The organism is Domibacillus sp. (assembly GCF_031181085.1).
Classification (GTDB): domain Bacteria; phylum Bacillota; class Bacilli; order Bacillales; family Domibacillaceae; genus Domibacillus.
Map to the genome: position 1 here is coordinate 25,311 of NZ_JAPSLE010000003.1, position 17,911 is coordinate 43,221.

13 protein-coding genes are annotated in these 17,911 nt (G+C 44.8%); 9 read left to right on the forward strand and 4 right to left on the reverse strand.

Annotation, left to right across the window (positions count from 1 at the left end):
- Nucleotides 1–6: 6 nt before the first annotated feature.
- Nucleotides 7–2,871 (forward strand): ATP-binding protein, encoded by a 2,865-nt coding sequence (locus tag RIN81_RS06030; protein WP_309088353.1) that lies wholly within the window; start codon nt 7–9, stop codon nt 2,869–2,871.
- Entirely contained in the window at nt 2,858–5,977 is a 3,120-nt protein-coding gene (locus RIN81_RS06035) for a hypothetical protein (protein WP_309088355.1), read from the forward strand. Before RIN81_RS06030 ends, RIN81_RS06035 begins: the two co-directional genes overlap by 14 nt.
- Before the next feature lie 30 nt (nt 5,978–6,007).
- On the opposite strand, the gene RIN81_RS06040 is transcribed toward RIN81_RS06035, so the two are convergent.
- Genes RIN81_RS06040 through RIN81_RS06055 form a run of 4 tightly spaced genes read right to left on the reverse strand, consistent with a single transcriptional unit; the run spans nt 6,008 to nt 10,439 of the window.
- Complete coding sequence (locus RIN81_RS06040) at nt 6,008–6,361, reverse strand: response regulator transcription factor (protein WP_251269979.1); 354 nt, start codon at nt 6,359–6,361, stop codon at nt 6,008–6,010.
- Between the two features lie 21 nt (nt 6,362–6,382).
- Nucleotides 6,383–7,780, reverse strand: coding sequence for a glycosyltransferase family 2 protein (locus RIN81_RS06045; protein ID WP_309088357.1), 1,398 nt, complete (start codon nt 7,778–7,780; stop codon nt 6,383–6,385).
- Nucleotides 7,780–8,826 carry a HEAT repeat domain-containing protein gene (locus RIN81_RS06050; RefSeq protein ID WP_309088359.1) on the reverse strand — a complete coding sequence of 349 codons (1,047 nt, stop codon included), beginning with the start codon at nt 8,824–8,826 and terminating at the stop codon, nt 7,780–7,782. The genes RIN81_RS06045 and RIN81_RS06050 overlap by 1 nt, the downstream gene beginning before the upstream one ends.
- Entirely contained in the window at nt 8,823–10,439 is a 1,617-nt protein-coding gene (locus RIN81_RS06055; RefSeq protein ID WP_309088361.1) for a diguanylate cyclase, read from the reverse strand. Before RIN81_RS06055 ends, RIN81_RS06050 begins: the two co-directional genes overlap by 4 nt.
- Before the next feature lie 159 nt (nt 10,440–10,598).
- Here RIN81_RS06055 and RIN81_RS06060 point away from each other — a divergent pair, with 159 nt between their 5' ends.
- From RIN81_RS06060 to hxlB, 7 genes are all read left to right on the forward strand, one after another.
- On the forward strand, nt 10,599–11,627 hold the full coding sequence (locus RIN81_RS06060; protein ID WP_309088363.1) for an oxidoreductase: 1,029 nt from the start codon (nt 10,599–10,601) through the stop codon (nt 11,625–11,627).
- 620 nt (nt 11,628–12,247) lie between these two features.
- Complete coding sequence (locus tag RIN81_RS06065; RefSeq protein ID WP_309088365.1) at nt 12,248–12,991, forward strand: hypothetical protein; 744 nt, start codon at nt 12,248–12,250, stop codon at nt 12,989–12,991.
- Nucleotides 12,988–13,968 carry a sugar kinase gene (locus RIN81_RS06070; protein ID WP_309088367.1) on the forward strand — a complete coding sequence of 327 codons (981 nt, stop codon included), beginning with the start codon at nt 12,988–12,990 and terminating at the stop codon, nt 13,966–13,968. The genes RIN81_RS06065 and RIN81_RS06070 overlap by 4 nt, the downstream gene beginning before the upstream one ends.
- Complete coding sequence (locus tag RIN81_RS06075) at nt 13,949–15,247, forward strand: MFS transporter (protein ID WP_309088369.1); 1,299 nt, start codon at nt 13,949–13,951, stop codon at nt 15,245–15,247. The genes RIN81_RS06070 and RIN81_RS06075 overlap by 20 nt, the downstream gene beginning before the upstream one ends.
- A 39-nt stretch (nt 15,248–15,286) precedes the next feature.
- Nucleotides 15,287–16,279 (forward strand): LacI family DNA-binding transcriptional regulator, encoded by a 993-nt coding sequence (locus tag RIN81_RS06080; protein ID WP_309088371.1) that lies wholly within the window; start codon nt 15,287–15,289, stop codon nt 16,277–16,279.
- A 64-nt stretch (nt 16,280–16,343) separates the two neighbouring features.
- The gene (gene hxlA, locus RIN81_RS06085) at nt 16,344–16,964 is read left to right on the forward strand and encodes a 3-hexulose-6-phosphate synthase (protein WP_309088373.1); all 621 of its coding nucleotides are present in this window, start codon (nt 16,344–16,346) and stop codon (nt 16,962–16,964) included.
- The gene (gene hxlB / locus RIN81_RS06090) at nt 16,961–17,512 is read left to right on the forward strand and encodes a 6-phospho-3-hexuloisomerase (RefSeq protein WP_309088375.1); all 552 of its coding nucleotides are present in this window, start codon (nt 16,961–16,963) and stop codon (nt 17,510–17,512) included. The genes hxlA and hxlB overlap by 4 nt, the downstream gene beginning before the upstream one ends.
- Nucleotides 17,513–17,911: the final 399 nt, after the last annotated feature.

Here is a 17,911-nt window from a genome sequence, read left to right on the forward strand (position 1 = left end):
TGGAATATGAATAAAGCGGTCACGTCAGGGATTCGGCGCCGTTACCTGCTTTTATCGCTGTCTATTCTGCTAGTATTGACAGCTGCAGGTACCGGCGCTTTTCTTTATATGAAGTATTCACAGGATGAATTGCGGGTAGAGCGAGAAAGGCTGTACGATAAGCAGGTGAAATTAGAAACACTGCGCGATTCTTTGAATGATATGTTTTTCCGTGCGCGCGGGTATGCTGCTTTTCAGTATGAGAAAGAGCTTGATCTTGTCTATAAGGATTTAGACGAGATAAATAATGCACTTGAAGAATTAAAAGATGTCCGTCTAACATCAGAAGAGAAGCAAATGACGGAAGAACTTACGACTTTTTTAGCAAAATATGAGCAGGAAACATTGCCACAATTGATCCGATTAGTAGAAGGAAAAGATTACGAAGGACTGCGTAATTTTTCGAGTAACGGGCTTACTGATTCAGTGAATCAATTTATGGCATATGCCAAGCAATACAAAACCAACATTGACGATGAACTTGAAGGACTGTCAACAGAGATGATCGAGCAGGCCAATCAGTTTACATTCGTAATGGTCGGGTTTTTGCTTTTGCTATTTGTGTTTATTGCTTATTTAATCTGGCGCATGATGAAAGATATTGTCCGGCCGCTTGAGCAAATGAGGCAGGCGACGGATGATTTTGCGTCCGGCAAAAGCTTTTCGCTGCTGCCGGTGAATCGTAACGATGAAATCGGAGTGCTGTTTTCTTCATTTGGCTCCATGATTCGAACCATTCAAGAAAAAGAAGAAGAATTAACAGCCCAAAATGAAGAGCTGATTACGCAGCAGGAAGAATTGCAGAAGCACCAGCATAAAATCGAAGAATCACTCCATGAAACGAAACAAACAAAAGAACGGCTGGAACGGTATAACGACTTGAACCATGTTCTTTCTTTTACTTTAAATAAGCAGGAGCTGGCTGATAGTATACTAGAGTATTTGGATTCGATTTATGAATTGGATCTAGGCATGTTTTGGATCCGGGAAAGCGGAGAGCGGGCGCTGAAAGGGATGACAGATGCTTTGTTCGAGGAGTTTTCGACGAACCGAACGGATTATATTGACCAGCGGCTAAAAGAGGATGATTTCTTCATGGTAACAAGAGAAGCTTCCCATGAAAAAGGGCTCGCTGCCGATTCTGTTTTGGTGCATGATTATTTTTCGGGCGTAAACAATCCGGAAGGAGACATGGTGGCTCTTTTTGGCGCTTCACGTATTGGCCGCGTCTTTTCTGAGGAAGAACAAAAAGAATTGCGGGGCTTACTAAATCGTGTTGCTTTAGCGATTGAACGTATTCAGCTGTACGAACGCAATGTCAAAGAGCGAATTTTAAACGAACGTATCATTAACAATATTAATGAAGGCATTCAATTTGTTGGCCACGACGGGTCTGTGCTCCAGCGAAACGAAGCTGTTTGTGCGATTATCAATTGTGGAGTACCGCTTGATGAAACCATTGAAAGAGCGCAATGGGTCGATCACCTTGCTAATCAAACAGACGACCCGGATCAAATGAGAGAATTTCTAGAAGGCTGTATGGATAGCGGGGCGCATCATGTGCAGGAGTACCGGTACCGCATTTTAGAGCCGGCAGAACGTGTGATAGAAGTGTATAGTGCTCCGGTTTTAGTAAATGAAGAAAAAATAGGCACCATTCTTGTTCATCGTGATATTACAAGAGAATACGAAGTCGATCAAATGAAAACAGAGCTCGTCAGCACAGTCAGCCATGAGCTTCGAACGCCGCTTTCGAGTGTGCTTGGATTTACAGAGCTGCTGCTTCATAAACAGCTGAAGCCTGAAAAACAAAAGAAGTATTTAGAAACAATTTACAAGGAAGCGAAAAGGCTGACAAACTTAATCAATGATTTTCTGGATTTACAGCGCATGGAATCGGGCAGCCAGGTGTATCAAATGGAGCCATTACAAATCAATGAACTGGCGGTAGAAGCGATCGCCCGTTTCCGTACCGAAAGCAGCCATCCGCTCGTCGTGGTGGATGAAGCGGCTGATGTGCAGGTAGAAGGGGATAAAGAGCGTCTCGCTCAAGTATTAACAAACGTGATAGGGAATGCTATTAAGTTTTCACCGGACGGTGGACATGTAACGCTGACACTTTCGAACGATGAAAATAACGTAATTGTCGCCATTCAAGATGAAGGGATCGGAATTCCGGCTGAAGATATACCGAAGCTGTTTAATAAATTTCAGCGGATTGACAACAGCGCCCGCCGCAAAATTGGCGGTACGGGCCTTGGGCTGGCGATTTGCAGAGAAATTATCGAAAAGCATAATGGGACGATTACAATCGAGTCAGAGGAGGGAAAAGGGACGATAGTCCGTTTTTTATTGCCGCTTCTTTCAACAGGCAGACATCGAATTGCGCGCCCAGAGAGCAATGAAAACAGTCCTTCCGTTATGATAGTAGAGGACGATATGAGCCTTGCTCTTTTATTATCAGAAGAATTAAAGATGAGTGGATTTACAGTGATGTATCATACGAATCCATCGGAAGCCTTTGAAGAAGCAAAGCGGACACCGCTTGTTGGAATTGTGATTGATCTGATGCTTGGCGACGATCTGAGCGGCTGGGATTTAGTAGAGCTGTTAAAGAAAGAAGAAAAAACGAAAGACATCCCGATTATCATTTCCTCTGCTCTTGACCAGGCGGAAGGAAAGGGAAAATTACATCAAATCGATCATTACTTAACAAAACCGTATCCGCCGACACAGCTGTCAAAAGCCGTAATTGGATTTTTAACCGGACCAATACAGCAAGGAGTTATTTTCTACCCGGAGAGAGGTTCTGCTCAAGATGAAGGTAAATAAAAAATGGATTTTCCTTCCATTCGTTCTTTTGCTGTTGCTGCTGCCCTGGATTATATGGGAGCTCGGCAGCACGAGAGAAGAAAAAGTTGTCATTCTGGACAAAACCGTTCCTACCGACAATAAACGGGAGCATCGGGCTCTTACATGGGTACTGAAGCACTTTCGTTTTGAAACGTTTGGCGGAGGAGATGACTATTATGGATACTTTCCTGAAAGAAAAACAAAGGAACGGGCGCTTCCAGAGAAACTGGAGGATGCCGATGTCATTTATGCGGCCGATACATACGGCGTGTATGATAACGAAAATGACTTAGTCTATGGCGGTCTCGAAATGGATGAATGGGAAGCGATCAAACAGCAAACGGCTGACCATCCGACCACTTTGATTATGGAGTTTAATACATTTGCTTCTCCAACAAAAGCCGATGTGAAAAAAGATGTGGCGTCTTTTCTTCATACAACACCAACCGGCTGGACCGGTCGGGCGTTCAGCGATTTAAGCAGGGAAAATGAAGAGCTGACTGATGGGATTCTATCACTTTATGAAGCAGGCGGTAAAAAGTGGGCATTCGAAGGGGTCGGTTTTGTGCTTGTGAATGAAGATAAACAAAAAGTAATCGTGCTCTCCGATGAAGAGGGAGAAATAGAGAATGAGCGGTTAACAATGCGCTTTACGGAGGAGGGAAAACGAGTTACAGGTCTCGATAAAGGAGCGCCGTACACGTACTGGTTTGATATAACGATACCAGAAAATAAAGAAGATATTCTAGCAAACTATCAATGGGATTTGTCGGACAAGGGGAAAACCGTGCTGGAAAAGGAAGGAATCCCGCTTTCATTTCCTGCCGTTACCCATCATTCGTATGAACAATCAGATCTCTTTTACTTTGCTGGAGATTTTGCAGACACAGAAGACGTTTCTTTCGTTTACCGGTATGCCGGCTTTGCCTCCATGCGGGCGCTTATTACACCGTCCACGCTTTATCCGGAGCAGGCCTTTTTCTGGAAAACATATGTGCCGCTCATGAAAGGTGTTCTCTCAATGGAGAAAAAAACGGAAAAAGAAGCAGGTGCTGTGCCAGTGGAAGAGAAGGATGGCCTTTCTTATACATCCCGTTTAAATGGAGACCGATTTGAAGTGCTTCAAAACGGTACATGGAAAACGATGACGGTAAAAGGAGTCAATATTGGAATGGGGAAACCGGGTGCTTTCCCGGGAGAAGCCGCTATCTCCGAAAATGAGTATTATGAATGGCTTATGGATCTTGGAAAGTTAAACGCGAATACCATTCGCATCTACACTCTTCATCCGCCGGGCTTTTACAACGCTTTGAAGCGGTATAACGAAGAGCATGCGGACAAGCCGATTTATCTGCTGCACGGCGTCTGGATTGATGAAGGGCCGTTAGAAGAAACACTAGATGCGTTTACGCCGGAGATTACAAAAGAATTTCAAGCAGAAATGAAACGGGTTGCGGATGTCATTCACGGTAATGCGGACATTCCAAAACGGACGGGTCACGCATCAGGAACGTATCGGGCTGATATTTCACCGTACGTAATCGGCTGGGTGCTTGGAATCGAATGGTATCCGTTTATGGTTGACCATATGAAAACAAAATACGCAGGACTTGCGCAGTATAATGGAGAGTTTGTTCAGACAGAGAGCGCTGAGCCGATGGAAATTTGGCTGGCTGAGCAAATGGATACGATGATGAAATACGAAGCCGGCCAGTACAAATGGACACGGCCAATGAGCTTTACCAACTGGGTTACAACCGATCTGCTTAATCATCCGGCTGAACTGCAGAAGCAGGAAGATTTGGTTTCCGTGAACCCGAATAACATTAAACCAAAACAAAATACACAAATGTTTGCGGCCTACCATGCTTATCCTTACTATCCTGACTTTTTAAATTTGGAGGAAAAGTATTTAACGTATAAGGATTCACGAGGCGAAAATAACAGCTATGCCGGTTACCTGAATGATTTGCGGGCAGCACATGATATGCCGGTTCTGATTGCCGAGTTTGGTATTCCATCTTCGCGCGGTATGACGCACCGGAACGCTTTTGGCCTGAATCAGGGCTTTATGAGTGAGGAGCAGCAGGGCGATGGTTTAGTTCATCTGTATGATGATATTTTAGCTGAAGGAATGATGGGCGGACTTGTCTTTACGTGGCAGGATGAATGGTTTAAGCGGACGTGGAACACGATGGACTTGGATGATCCGGAACGCCGTCCGTATTGGTCGAACGCCCAGACGAATGAGCAGCAATTCGGCCTTCTCAGCTTCGACCGTCAGCTTATCCATACAGACGGAAATACAAAAGACTGGCAAGGCATTGAGCCGCTTTACAAAGAAAACGATGATTTGTATGCCACACACGACGAACGCTACTTGTATATCCGATCTAAGCTGTTAAATGGCAAGATGCCGACGCTTTATTTTGACGTACATCCAAGCATCGGAAGCAAGAAGGCGGAAGGTGTCACGTTCAAAGGGAATGATCCAGATTTTGTTCTTTCATTTGACGGGACAAAAGAAGGGAAACTGAAAGTAGATACGTACTACGACACATTCTTGTATCAGTATGGATTTGACGTTCTTATGTTAAAGCCTGCGCCGAAAAAACCGGTAAACAACAGTAGTGTCTTTAACCCAATCCGGCTTGCGCTCAATAAGAAAATCACTCGGCCGGACACAGGTGAAGTACTGCCGTTTGATTACTATGAGACAGGCGTGATGCGGTTTGGCAACGGCAATCCGGAATCGCCTGATTATGATTCTTTATCTGACTACTATGTAAATGAAGAAACAGGAGAGGTTGAAATTCGCATTCCGTGGCTGTTGTTGAATGTAAAAGACCCAAGCAGCCTGCAGGCAACAGGAGATGTTTTTAAAGAAGGAATAGAAGCTGAGCAACAGATCAAAGGCATAGGCATTGCCGAGTCATTTGATCAAAAAACAACGGTCCCTGAAAAAGCAGCTTCCAAGATGAATATATATAAATGGGAGGGCTGGGATCAGGATACCGAATCAAAAGAACGGCTCAAAGAGTCCTATCACATTGTTCAAAAACGATTTGCCCAGGAAGACGAATAAAAAAGACAGCCCACAGCGGGCTGTCTTTTTTTAATCGAGAATGCTTTCGATGAGTGACAAAAGTTCAATTGGGCTGAATGGCTTCGCCATAAAATAATCAGCCCCGTAGGACATGGCTAGTTCCCGGTCGGCTTCCTGTGCTTTTGCGGTAAGCATCATAACAGGTGTTTGAACGCCGTCCTTACGGATTTGCTCGAGCACCTCCATGCCTGTTAAATGAGGCATCATATAATCTAAAACAATTAAATCATATGTACCGGACCGAATGCTGTCCAGTGCTTCCTGACCGTCTTCTGCCTCGGTAATTTCAAAGTCATCTTCAAGCGTATCGACAATTAACATACGCAAAATATCTTCATCATCTGCCACTAAAATCTTTTTCACATTTGCCCGCCTCCATCTGAGTTATGTGGAAATTCCTTTTCGTTTCATATTGCCCCAATTGTGCTTTTTACGGAAAGCGGCAAAGATTCCCTGGATGCGCCAAATAACCATAAAAGGCCGATACCAAAACGTTTCTGTCAGTGCCCAGAAATAAAGCCGAACCAAGTGAGAAACCTTTGGATATTTATGCAGCGTCATTTCCTCCAGCAGTACAGCCAGCGCAGAAATAAATGACCCATAAAAAATGGTCACTAAAAACAGAATGCCGGCTGTTTTGGGATCAATTAAGGAAAAAAAGAACCCGCCAAAAATCATAAAGTATCCGCCCAGTTCAAAAACAGCACCTAATAGCTCCACAAGTAAGAAATAAGGCATAGACAGAAGTCCGATTGAACCGTAGGCAGGGTTAAAAATCATTTTTCTATGTGTCCAAAGTGTTTCCCATAACCCGCGCTGCCACCGAATCCGCTGAGAACGCAACACCTCAAGGGATTCTGGCGCTTCTGTCCAGCATACAGGATCTGGGATATATTCAATCCGCTGCTTGGACTTTTCTTCCCGAAGCAGCCGGTGCAGCCTGACGACAAGCTCCATATCTTCCCCGACTGTTTTCCTGTTGTATCCTCCTGCGCGGATGACCCGTTCTTTATGGAAAACACCAAATGCCCCGGAGACAATCAGCAGGATATTCATCCGGCTCAGCGCAAGGCGGCCGATTAAAAAAGCACGGAAGTATTCGATGATCTGCATGAGTACAACCGGGTGGCTCGGCAGATTAATGGTTTCAACTTTACTTCTTGAAATCGTCGAGCCATTGGCAATCCGGACCGAGCCGCCGGTTACAATAATTTGGCCGTCCGACTCAATAATCGGCTTCATTGTTTTCAGCAGTGCATCGTTTTCTAAAACCGAATCACCGTCGATGGCACAAAAGTAAGGGTAAGATGCCAGGTTAATACCGGCGTTAAGAGCATCTGCTTTGCCTCCATTGGCTTTTTTGATTAAGCGGATATATGGAAAAATAGAGGATTGATAGATTGTTTTGATTTCAGCCGTTTCCAAATAAGCACGAACGGCAAAAGATACTTCCGTCATTTGGAATTCTTCAATCATGCGGGCCGAAGTTTGGTCCTTTGAGCCATCATCGATAACAATAATCTCTTTTTCCGGATATTCAAGCGCTAAAAGCGAGCGGACTGTGCTGACTACGCCGACTTCCTCATTGTAGGCCGGAACTAAAATAGAGACCGGAAAAGTCCGTTCATTTCCGGCAATATCCTCCGTTGTCTCGCGCGGGTCTAATTCACTTTCTCTGTATACTTTTCGAAAAGCGAGCCCAAACAAAAGAATATAGCTTAAGCTTGAAAAAAGCATATAAGCAATAATAACGTATGAAAGAATAAGAAAAAATGTATGCATTATCGGGCACCTCCAGGTCGAAATGTCTGCCACTGGGCAGCCATATCCCGGCCGTAGCGATCAGGGTGATTCTCAGATAAGTGCGCTAAAATCACATCTCCATCTGAAAAATGAGTATATGCTTCTGCCGCTGAATAGCGCACCCACCAAACTGAATCGCCAAGCAGCGTACTTAAACTCTTTTTGTAGCGGGAAAACTGCATAATACCTGCAATTCGGGCTGCAAACATCCGTTCTGTCCAGAAGGGAGAATCAAAAAAGGGAGCCAGCAAATCCGGTTCTGACAAATACTCCAGCCGAAAGATCGTTTTGAGTGCCTGGATTCTTGTTTCGACTTGAGGGCTGGCCAGTTCTTTTTCTACCTGCGGCAAAAAAGTCATCGCCCCTGAATAAGCAATATAAGTGAAGGCAGCGTGTTTGATTGTCTCATTTTCACCTTCAAGCGCTGTTTTTACATGCTTTTCAGCATTCGTTTTATTTAATCGGTGAAACACATCTACAAACAGCCGAACAGGCGCATTCGAAAAGCGGTTTAACTCCTCAATGACAACATCTTCATTTAGAGAAGCCAGTGTACGAATGAGCTGCTGGGTTTCCACGTCCAGTGTCCCGGCTTGCTTCAGCCGTTCACGCAGGATAGGTGCTAAAGAGCGCATATGAAAATCCTCAATGTAATGAAGGGTGTTCACTCTCCGTGCCCAGTTGCGCTGACTTAATACGCATGTATAGTTTTCCGTTAAAAATTCCTCTGACAGCCGCTGCACTAAAGGCGAAGCGCTGCCTCCTTTTGTAAATGCCACGTAGCCATTTAACAGCCGTTCCAGTACAATCTGTTGATGAGGAATCGATTTGACGGCATAAAGAAATCGAGCGTCTGATGAATCCATCATATAGGAAGCAAACGGCTCCGTTAAATGAGAGTACTGGCTTTCTACTTCTTCTTCCAGCCGCTGTCTATTACGTTTGCGGATGACCAAATAAAGGAGCAGTCCCATTTGAAATAGAAGTAAGATCGCCGTCAGGAGAAGGAAAAAAGAGAGGGTCATTTAAACATCCTCTTTGTCAAGCGCTGTACACGCGCGACCACTTCCTGCGGGTGAAATGGTTTTACAATATAATCATCCGCTCCACTTTTTAGCGCTAAAACAATATCTGCTTCATTTGTCCGTGCTGTCAGCATCGATATGACAATGTTGTCATCCGGGAACCGTTTGCGGACATTTGACAGCACTTCAAGACCATCCATTTTCGGCATAATGCCGTCTAAGAGAATCATATAATTCTCATCGGCCTTGTACCAATCGGACTCCAGGAAGGTAATGCCATCCGGATATTCATGAACAACCACATCGATTTCATTTGGCTTCCAGCCGGAAAACTGTTTCGACAACATTTTTCGCATGAGAAGGTCATCATCGATAATCATAATATTCAAATGGCGTTTAACATCACTGCTGTCGATTTCATAAATAACCGTTTGATTTCGGCCGTTTCGTTTTGCTTTGTATAACGCCTGGTCCGCTTCCGCCAAAACGGTAGATTCATTGATTCTGTATTCAGCTGCACCAGCCGAAAACGTCACATAGAAAGGATCAAAGCTCGGGACAGTAAATTCGGTTTCGGCCATTTTAGCACGAATCCGTTCGATTAAGACAGTGCCTTCCTCAGGAGTCGTATCTGCTAAAATTAAGGCGAATTCTTCCCCGCCATAACGGAAGAAATAGTCGGTTTCCCGCTTGAGTGTCAGCACGATAGAGCTGAAGCGGCGAAGCACTTCATCGCCTGCAGGATGCCCATATTGATCGTTTACTCTTTTAAAGTAATCCAGATCCAGCATCACAAGCGTAAATGTATGCCGTTTTCGTTCCGCTAAAGCAGACATTTGCGTAAGCGTTTGTGTGAACTGGCGCCGGTTGCCTGCACCTGTCAGCTCATCGGTCAGTGCAGACTGTGAAACAGCCGATTTGTTTCTTAATCGGTTAGAAATATAAGGGACAAATAAGCTCATATTAAGCGGTTTCTGAATAAAATCCATCGCACTCATTTCATAAGCGCGAATGGTGTTTTCGACCGGATTGTTCGTACTTACCAATGTAATAGGAACATAACGGCTTCGGGCAATATCGCCAATTTGCGCCAGTACGTCAAATCCGCTCATATCTGGAAGCTGAACATCGGCGACAACCATATGAGGCTGAAGAGTATAAAAAAGTTCGACTCCCCGTTTTCCATTTAAAGCAATTACCACTTGTATACCATTTTCTTCTAGTGTTTCTTTAATAAAAGAAGCGGATTCTGCGTCTTCATCAATCAATAAAATAAAGCCGCTGTTTTCTTCGATGGAGTGAAGCGTATTTTCGGGCTGTTGCACTTCAGGCTGGGCTGTTAATTCTTTCTTATTGAAAAAACTTCTCATTAAAAAAATAAAGTTTTTTAATGAACGAACCGGAATAGTCGTTTCGCTTGCTTCAGAAAGTGTCTCCAACTGTGATGCACAAAAAGCAGACATTTCTTCCATGCCAATTGTGCCTGCTGTGCCTTTCATCGTATGTAAAAAACGGTATAAATCCCGTTCTTGGATATGATCTTGTTCAAACCAACTGGAAAACTCCTTTTCCATCCGCTTAGAAAGCATTGCCTGGTAATCGTTGCGGGCCATAATAAGTCAATCCTCTCAAAAGTAATGAAAAGGTTCTGTTCACATTCTGCCTTATTATACTATATGTACCACTCTATCGAGCACATTAAGCGTCTTTCGTTTGAATAAAGAATAGAAAGGGAATGAGTGTAAAAAAACGAGAATAAAGGAGATGGCGTTTTGAAGGCAATCGGCACAGCGTTAATCGGGTATGGATTTTCAGGCTCAACCTTTCACGCTCCATTTTTAAACAAAATGGAGGAGTTTCAGCTTGTCAGTATTTTGTCTTCTAAAAGAGAGAAATTAAAAGAGAGTTTTCCATCTATAGACGTTGTCCAGCAAATGGACGACGTTTTAAATAACGCTCAGGTAGAGCTTGTGGTCGTAACCACACCGAGCAGTCTTCACTTTGATATTACGAAGCAGGCGCTTGAGGCAGGAAAACACGTCATTGTCGAAAAGCCGATGGTACCAACCGTTCAAGAAGCAGAAACGCTTGCTGACTGTGCAAAGAAACATAACGTGATGCTTAGTGTTTTTCAAAACCGCCGGTATGACGGAAATTTCCTGACTGTCAAGAAAATGATAGAAGAGGGCCGGCTGGGTGATGTTTACGTGTATGAAGCACACTATGACCGTTTTGAGCCGGTGATTGCCAGAGGCTGGCGTGAAGAGAAAAAGCCGGCTTCCGGCGTTTTATATGATCTTGGGGCCCATTTGATTGATCAGGCCCTGTCACTGTTTGGGATGCCTGATAGTGTAACGGCAGATATTCAAAAGCAGCGCCCTTATGCACTCGTAGATGATTATTTCCATCTTGTTTTAACGTACGGAACGAAACGAGTGATTTTACACAGCGGTATGATTACAGTGGAGCAAGGCGCCAAGTATAAAGTGCACGGTACAAAGGGAACGTTTATGAAGCGGGGGGAAGACCCTCAGGAAGAAGAATTGATAAATGGAGAGTCCCTGGAAAGTCCTGAATGGGGAATGGATCGGATTGACCAGTATGGGACGCTTTATACAAAAGAAGGAGATGAAAAAATCGTAACACTTCCAGGTGATTACCGGCGTTATTATAAAGAGATTTATCAATGTATTCGGGATGGAAAGCCGTGCCCGGTTTCGGGAGAGGAAGGCGTACGAACGATCCGCGTTATTGAAGCGGCGCTCGAAAGCAGTCATGACAAAAGAAAAATTGAATTATAAAAACAGGGCGACATAAGCCCTGTTTGAGATTGACGACAAAGTCGTCAATCTTTTTTTATGAAAGCTTTCACTGTTGAAAACGGCAGGTGGCTTTTCAGGAAATAGTACTTCTTAAAGAGAGCCGATAGGGGAAGCCGGCCGGACTTTGCGCCCCTTAGGGCAGTGCTGGGGCTTCCTCGGCGTATGCGCCTGCGGGGTCTCCCGACTCACTGTGCATCCCGGAGGAGTCTTCGTCCGGCCGGCTTCCCCTTGTGTTTCGAAAAAACAGCAAAAAGAGCATCTCCACCTGCGCTTTTACCACTTTGATGATAGGGCAAGTGTATCTATTAAGCTGTGCAGTCTTGTTTAACCGCAAAGACGGCGGTGTGCTGCAAAGACGGGCTCAGCGCCTGCCGCCTTATCGGCTCTCATCCCAACAGCCCGCATTCCTTGCATCAAAGAGAAGCGAAGAGTTACTTTAACAAAAGATTTTATTTGCCTACAATCTGAAACAGGGTTGCCAAAGCCCTGTTTTTTCTTGAGCAAAAAAGGATAAAAAAAAGCTTGATAAAACGCTTACACGGATATATAATCTAATAAACCGGTTTAGTAAATCGATTTATAAAAAGAGGTGCAGAATAATGATTGTTATTCCGATGAATGCATTTGACGAAGCAGAAGTAAAGAAAAATGGCCAGGCTTTTCTTTTTAAACAGCTTATTGAAAGCGATATCAAAGGAGTCGAAATTCGGCGTGAGCTTCTTACTCCTTCAGACAGGCCGCTGGAACAATTTCAAACGGAGCATTACACGGTTTATTCTGCACCTGTTGAACTATTTCAGGCAGACGGAGCTTTTAACAAGGAAAACCTGCAGATAGTCGTTCAGGAAATGACAGAAATAAGGGCGGATACGTTAAAGCTTCCGCTCGGCTCGTTTATGAAGGGAAAATCTAATGTAAGAGAAATGGACCATTTTTTTCGCAAAGCTCTTCCCGCTGGAACGCAGTGGCTTGTTGAAAATGATCAAACAAAGCAGGGCGGAACAATTAAGCCGCTGGCTGACTTTTTAGAAATTTGTTCCGAGGAAGGAATGGAAGCCGGCCTTACATTTGATACTGGAAACTGGCGGTACACAGGTGAATCGGTTCAAAAAGCATTTCATGTATTGAAAAGCTATATTCGTTACCTTCATGTAAAGCAGGTGAACGAAACACCGGAAGGGCTTCAAACCGTTGCCATTCCTCTCGGGAAAAGCGCTGACTGGGAAATCATTTTAGAGCTTTTGCCTGCCACAGTTCCAGTAGCGCTTGAGTTTCCGCTGTCCATGAACGATCTGTTTCTTTATAAAAACTATATCGAAAAAAAGAAGGCGGTTGTACAATGACTACCATAGAGGTTGTAACATTTGGCGAAGCGATGTCAATGTTTATGGCGAAAACTCCGGGCCCGCTGCACGAAGTAACCGAGTTTACGCAGGCGCTCGCCGGAGCAGAAACGAACACGGCGATCGGCCTTGCACGTCTTGGCTTTAAAAGCGGCTGGGCAAGCAAGATGGGGAAAGATGCGTTTGGTGCGTTTATTTTAGCGGCTCTTGCAAGAGAAGGAGTAAATACAGATCATGTATGGATGGACGAACAATATCCGACTGGCTTTCAGTTTAAGTCCAAAGTGACCGAAGGCGACCCGCATGTGCATTATCACCGAAAAGGCTCAGCAGCAAGCCGCCTAACCGAAGAGGAAATGAATCCGGCTTACTTTTTACAGGCGCGCCACCTGCATATGACAGGCATCCCGCTTGCTCTGTCTTCAGAAATGAGAGCGTTTTCCTTATCGGTTTTATCCACTATGAAAAAAGCGGGCAAAACCATTTCGTTTGATCCCAATTTACGGCTCTCCTTGTGGGCTTCAGCGGAAGAAATGATTGGCGTAACAAACGAAGCCGCATACCAAGCGGACCTCGTGCTGCCGGGCATCGAAGAAGGAGAGCAGCTGACAGGGTACACGAAACCCGACGAAATCGCTGATTTTTATAGAAAGCGCGGTGTACCGTGTGTGATTGTAAAGCTCGGAAGTGAAGGAGCATATGTAAAAACTGCTGCTCAAGAAGCAGTAGTGCCGGGTTATAAAGTGGAACAGATCGTTGATACGGTTGGTGCTGGCGATGGCTTTGCAGCTGGTGTGATAAGCGGCCTGCTCGAAGGATTGCCGATTGAGGAGTGCGCTCGGCGCGGCAACGCAATTGGTGCAATGGCCGTCGGGCATGCAGGCGATCATGAAGGATATCCGGACCGGCTGACATTGGCACAGTTTATGAACAAATTTGAGAAAGAGGTGGCATACCATGAAAACACAGCTCGCTAAATCAAGATGGCTTCGTCTCATTCCAGTCGTTTTTATTACGTATAGTCTTGCTTATTTAGACAGAGCCAATTACGGATTCGGCGCAGCCGGAGGCATGGCGGAAGATTTACATATTACAGCTTCTATGTCCGCGCTGCTTGGCTCTCTGTTTTTCCTTGGTTACTTCCTTTTTCAAGTGCCGGGTGCCCACTATGCTGAAAACCGAAGTGCCAAAAAACTGATTTTCTGGTCGCTGATTTTATGGGGCGGGCTGGCGACGGCAACAGGAATGGTCAGCGACGTACGCTTTTTGATTGTTATCCGCTTTTTGCTTGGCGTTGTCGAAAGTGCCGTTATGCCGTCTATGCTTGTGTTTTTAAGCCACTGGTTTACAAAAGCCGAGCGTTCCCGGGCGAATACGTTTTTAATTTTAGGAAATCCAGCCACCGTTTTATGGATGTCCATTTTGTCCGGCTACTTAATTGAATCGGTCGGCTGGCGCTGGATGTTTATTTTAGAAGGGCTTCCAGCTGTCGTTTGGGCATTCTTATGGTGGAAGCTTGTTGTAGATGAACCGAAAGATGCTAAATGGCTGTCAGACGGAGAAAAGCGGGACTTGCAGGTGGAGCTTGAAAAAGAGCAGCAGGGAATCAAGCCGGTTAAAAACTATGCAGAAGCATTTCGTTCGAAAACCGTGATCCTGTTAAGTGCGCAATATGCGCTTTGGAGCATTGGTGTATATGGTTTTGTGATGTGGCTGCCGTCCATTTTAAATGCCGCGCCGAACATGAATATTGTTAAAACAGGCTGGCTTGCTTCTGTTCCATATGTATTGGCGATTGTCGGCATGCTGAGTGTCTCTTATTTTTCAGACAAAATGCAGAATCGCACCGCGTTTGTCTGGCCGTTTCTTTTAATTGGAGGCTTTGCGTTTTTAGGATCCTACATGATCGGCACAAGTCACTTCTGGCTGTCGTTTGTGCTGCTGATTATTGCCGGCGGTGCCATGTATGCACCATACGGGCCATTTTTCGCGATTATTCCGGAAGTGCTGCCGCGTAACGTAGCAGGAGGAGCGATGGCGCTGATCAATAGTATGGGTGCGCTCGGTTCGTTTGCAGGTTCCTATTTCGTTGGCTATTTGAACGGGGCCACCGGCGGATTTGGGGCTTCCTACATGTTTATGTCAGGATCCTTATTCCTGTCAGCTATCCTGACGATTATTGCTGTAAAAGGCGCAAAGCCAAAAAAACGTTCCGAGTCCGCTTCCTCTCTTGGAATTGCGCAAAAAGAAGCGTAGTATAAAAGAAAATTCAAATGATTTAAAGGAAGAGGACATATGAAACGGGTAACAATGGCGGATGTAGCGAAAGAAGCGGGTGTGTCGAAAAGTACCGTATCGCAATTTTTAAACGGACGATTTGAATACATGAGCGAAGACACAAAGAAAAAAATTGAGCGGGCAGTTCAAGACCTTTCGTACAGCCCGAATGTCATTGCTCGCAGTTTAAAGCAAAAAAGAACATCAATGATCGGTATTATTGTGGCCAATATCGTCCATGGCATTTCCACAGAAGTGTGCCAGGCTATTGAGGATTACTGTCAAAAAAAAGACATCCATGCAATTGTATGCAATGCATATGACGATCCGGAAAAAGAAAAAAAGTATATTGATATGCTGCGCGCACGCCAGGTCGATGGGCTGATCATTTTTCCGTCCGGGGGCAACCAGGAATTATACCGTCAGCTGGAAAGGGAAAAATATCCGATCGTTTTTGTTGACCGTAAGATAGAAGGTGTAGAAGTAAGCACTATTGTAGTCGATAATCGGAGAGCTGTCCGCCAGGCAGTAGAATATCTAGTTGAAAAAAAGCATGACCGTATCGCGCTTGTGACGCCGCCAATGACGACGTATACACGGAGAGAACGGCTTGAAGGCTATAAGGAAGCGATAGAAGCAAGGGGCTTGCCGTTTCAGGATCAATATGTAAAATCCGTTCCCTATGAGGCGATTGTGCCATCTATGAAAGAAATGTTTCAGCAGCATCCTCCGACAGCACTCATAGCGGCCAATGATCTATCTTTTATGGAAGTCATGAAGTTTGCTAAAGAAAACAACTTGAAGATTGGCCAGGATTTAGCGTTGATTGTTTTTGATAATATTAAATTTGCTGATATTTACGAACCGGCTATTACAACGATTTCACAGCCGGCTTACGAAATGGGAACAAAGGCAGCGGAACTGTTGATTCAGCAAATTATGAAAAAGCCGGTTACCCCGGAGACGCATGTTTTAGAAACAAGCCTGCTGATTCGGGATTCGGCCCAATAGAGCTTTTTATTAAAGCTCTTTCTTTTTCTTTGATTAATAAACCGATTTAGTTAGGAGGAATACGGTGAACATACAACTGGCATTAGACCGTATGACCATTGAAGAAGCCATTGGAATGGCGGCAGCGGCAGAAGAGCATGCCGACTGGCTGGAAGTCGGCACCTCTCTTATTAAAGAGTTTGGTATGGACAGTGTCCGGGCGATGAAAAAAGTGTTTCCGAATAAAGTGATTGTTGCCGATATGAAAACGAATGATAACGCGCAGTACGAATGCCAGCTTTGTTTTGAAGCAGGAGCAGATATTGCGACGGTAATGGGAACCGCACCGCTTGTGACGATTGAAGCCTGCATAGCAGAAGCGGAAAAAAGAGGTAAGCAAATGATGATCGATCTGCTTCATACAACACCTGCTCAGCAGGAAATGTTAAGCCGGTATAATGCGATTCTTTGTCTGCACACGAGCAAAGACGAGCAGGAGCTTGGCACAAAACAAAACAGTGAAACAGGCCTGCAGGCTGGCTTAAAAATAGCGGTAGCGGGCGGAATTACATTAGAAAGCCTGCCAGCGTATAAAAAAATGAACCCGCTTGTTTTTATTATCGGCTCCGCCATTACAAAAGCAGAGGATCCTGCCCGGGCGGCAGCTGCATTCAAACAACGGCTAAACATGGAGGAATCAAAATGAAGGAAAAAATAAAAGCCGTTCTGGCAGAAATTGAAGATGTAACCGGCCATGTTCAAGAGGAGCAATTGGAAAGGGTGGCGGACCATCTAACATCAGCTGAACGAATCTTTGTATTCGGTGAAGGGCGGTCTGGATTTATGGCAAAGTCGTTTGCGATGCGGTTAATGCACCTTGGTGCCCAGTCTTTTGTCATTGGCGAAACTACAACGCCATCTATTCAAAAAGGGAATGTCATTGTGCTTGTGTCGGGCTCTGGAAAAACAAAAAGTGTATGCTGGATAGCAGAAAGGGCGGCTGAATTAGGATGCGTAACAATAGCCGTCACAACGGATCCAGCGTCTCCGCTTGCCTCCTATGCTTCTTCTATTCTTCACGTACCGGCCGCTACAAAGTATCGGAACGAAGGAGAAAGAAAAAGCATTCAGCCGCTCGGCTCACTTTTTGATCAAAGCACCCATGTATTGTTCGATGTACTTTGCTTGAACTATGCAGAAAAACAAAATCGGACACACGAACAAACCTTTAAGCTTCATAGCAATGTAGAATAACAGCCGTAAAAGCTGTTTCAGATTGTAGACAGATGATATGGATGACCGTGCACATGAATGAGATGGATCAGCGGCGTCCAGGCAGCTCCGCTTTCCAATGGGGCAGGCGCTGAGCCCATAGAAGTCTGCGCCGCCCTCTCGCCGCCAAGTGGCTTGCGATAGAACCCATAAGGGTTTATCTTTCTGTTTAAAAAAGAAAAAATGTCTATTCAGTCCTTGCTTATGGCTCTGCAACACCACTTAGTGAAGTCCGGCCGGCTTCACTTATCGACTCCTTTTTAAAAGCGAAAGACCTTCCCTGCACACTGTAACAGCCACCAAGGCTGTTTTTTTATTTCACTTTATTGTGAAAAGAAGAGCAATCGTTTGCACCAAGAATCTAAAATTTTCTTTGTATAT

What these genes read in the sequence shown, in the direction of transcription:
- RIN81_RS06030 (WP_309088353.1), top strand. Translation starts at nt 7, where the DNA reads ATGAATAAAGCGGTCACGTCAGGGATTCGGCGCCGTTACCTGCTTTTA.
- RIN81_RS06035 (WP_309088355.1), top strand. Translation starts at nt 2,858, where the DNA reads ATGAAGGTAAATAAAAAATGGATTTTCCTTCCATTCGTTCTTTTGCTG.
- RIN81_RS06045 (WP_309088357.1), bottom strand. Translation starts at nt 7,780, where the DNA reads ATGCATACATTTTTTCTTATTCTTTCATACGTTATTATTGCTTATATG.
- RIN81_RS06050 (WP_309088359.1), bottom strand. Translation starts at nt 8,826, where the DNA reads ATGACCCTCTCTTTTTTCCTTCTCCTGACGGCGATCTTACTTCTATTT.
- RIN81_RS06055 (WP_309088361.1), bottom strand. Translation starts at nt 10,439, where the DNA reads ATGGCCCGCAACGATTACCAGGCAATGCTTTCTAAGCGGATGGAAAAG.
- RIN81_RS06065 (WP_309088365.1), top strand. Translation starts at nt 12,248, where the DNA reads ATGATTGTTATTCCGATGAATGCATTTGACGAAGCAGAAGTAAAGAAA.
- RIN81_RS06070 (WP_309088367.1), top strand. Translation starts at nt 12,988, where the DNA reads ATGACTACCATAGAGGTTGTAACATTTGGCGAAGCGATGTCAATGTTT.
- RIN81_RS06075 (WP_309088369.1), top strand. Translation starts at nt 13,949, where the DNA reads ATGAAAACACAGCTCGCTAAATCAAGATGGCTTCGTCTCATTCCAGTC.
- RIN81_RS06080 (WP_309088371.1), top strand. Translation starts at nt 15,287, where the DNA reads ATGAAACGGGTAACAATGGCGGATGTAGCGAAAGAAGCGGGTGTGTCG.
- hxlB (WP_309088375.1), top strand. Translation starts at nt 16,961, where the DNA reads ATGAAGGAAAAAATAAAAGCCGTTCTGGCAGAAATTGAAGATGTAACC.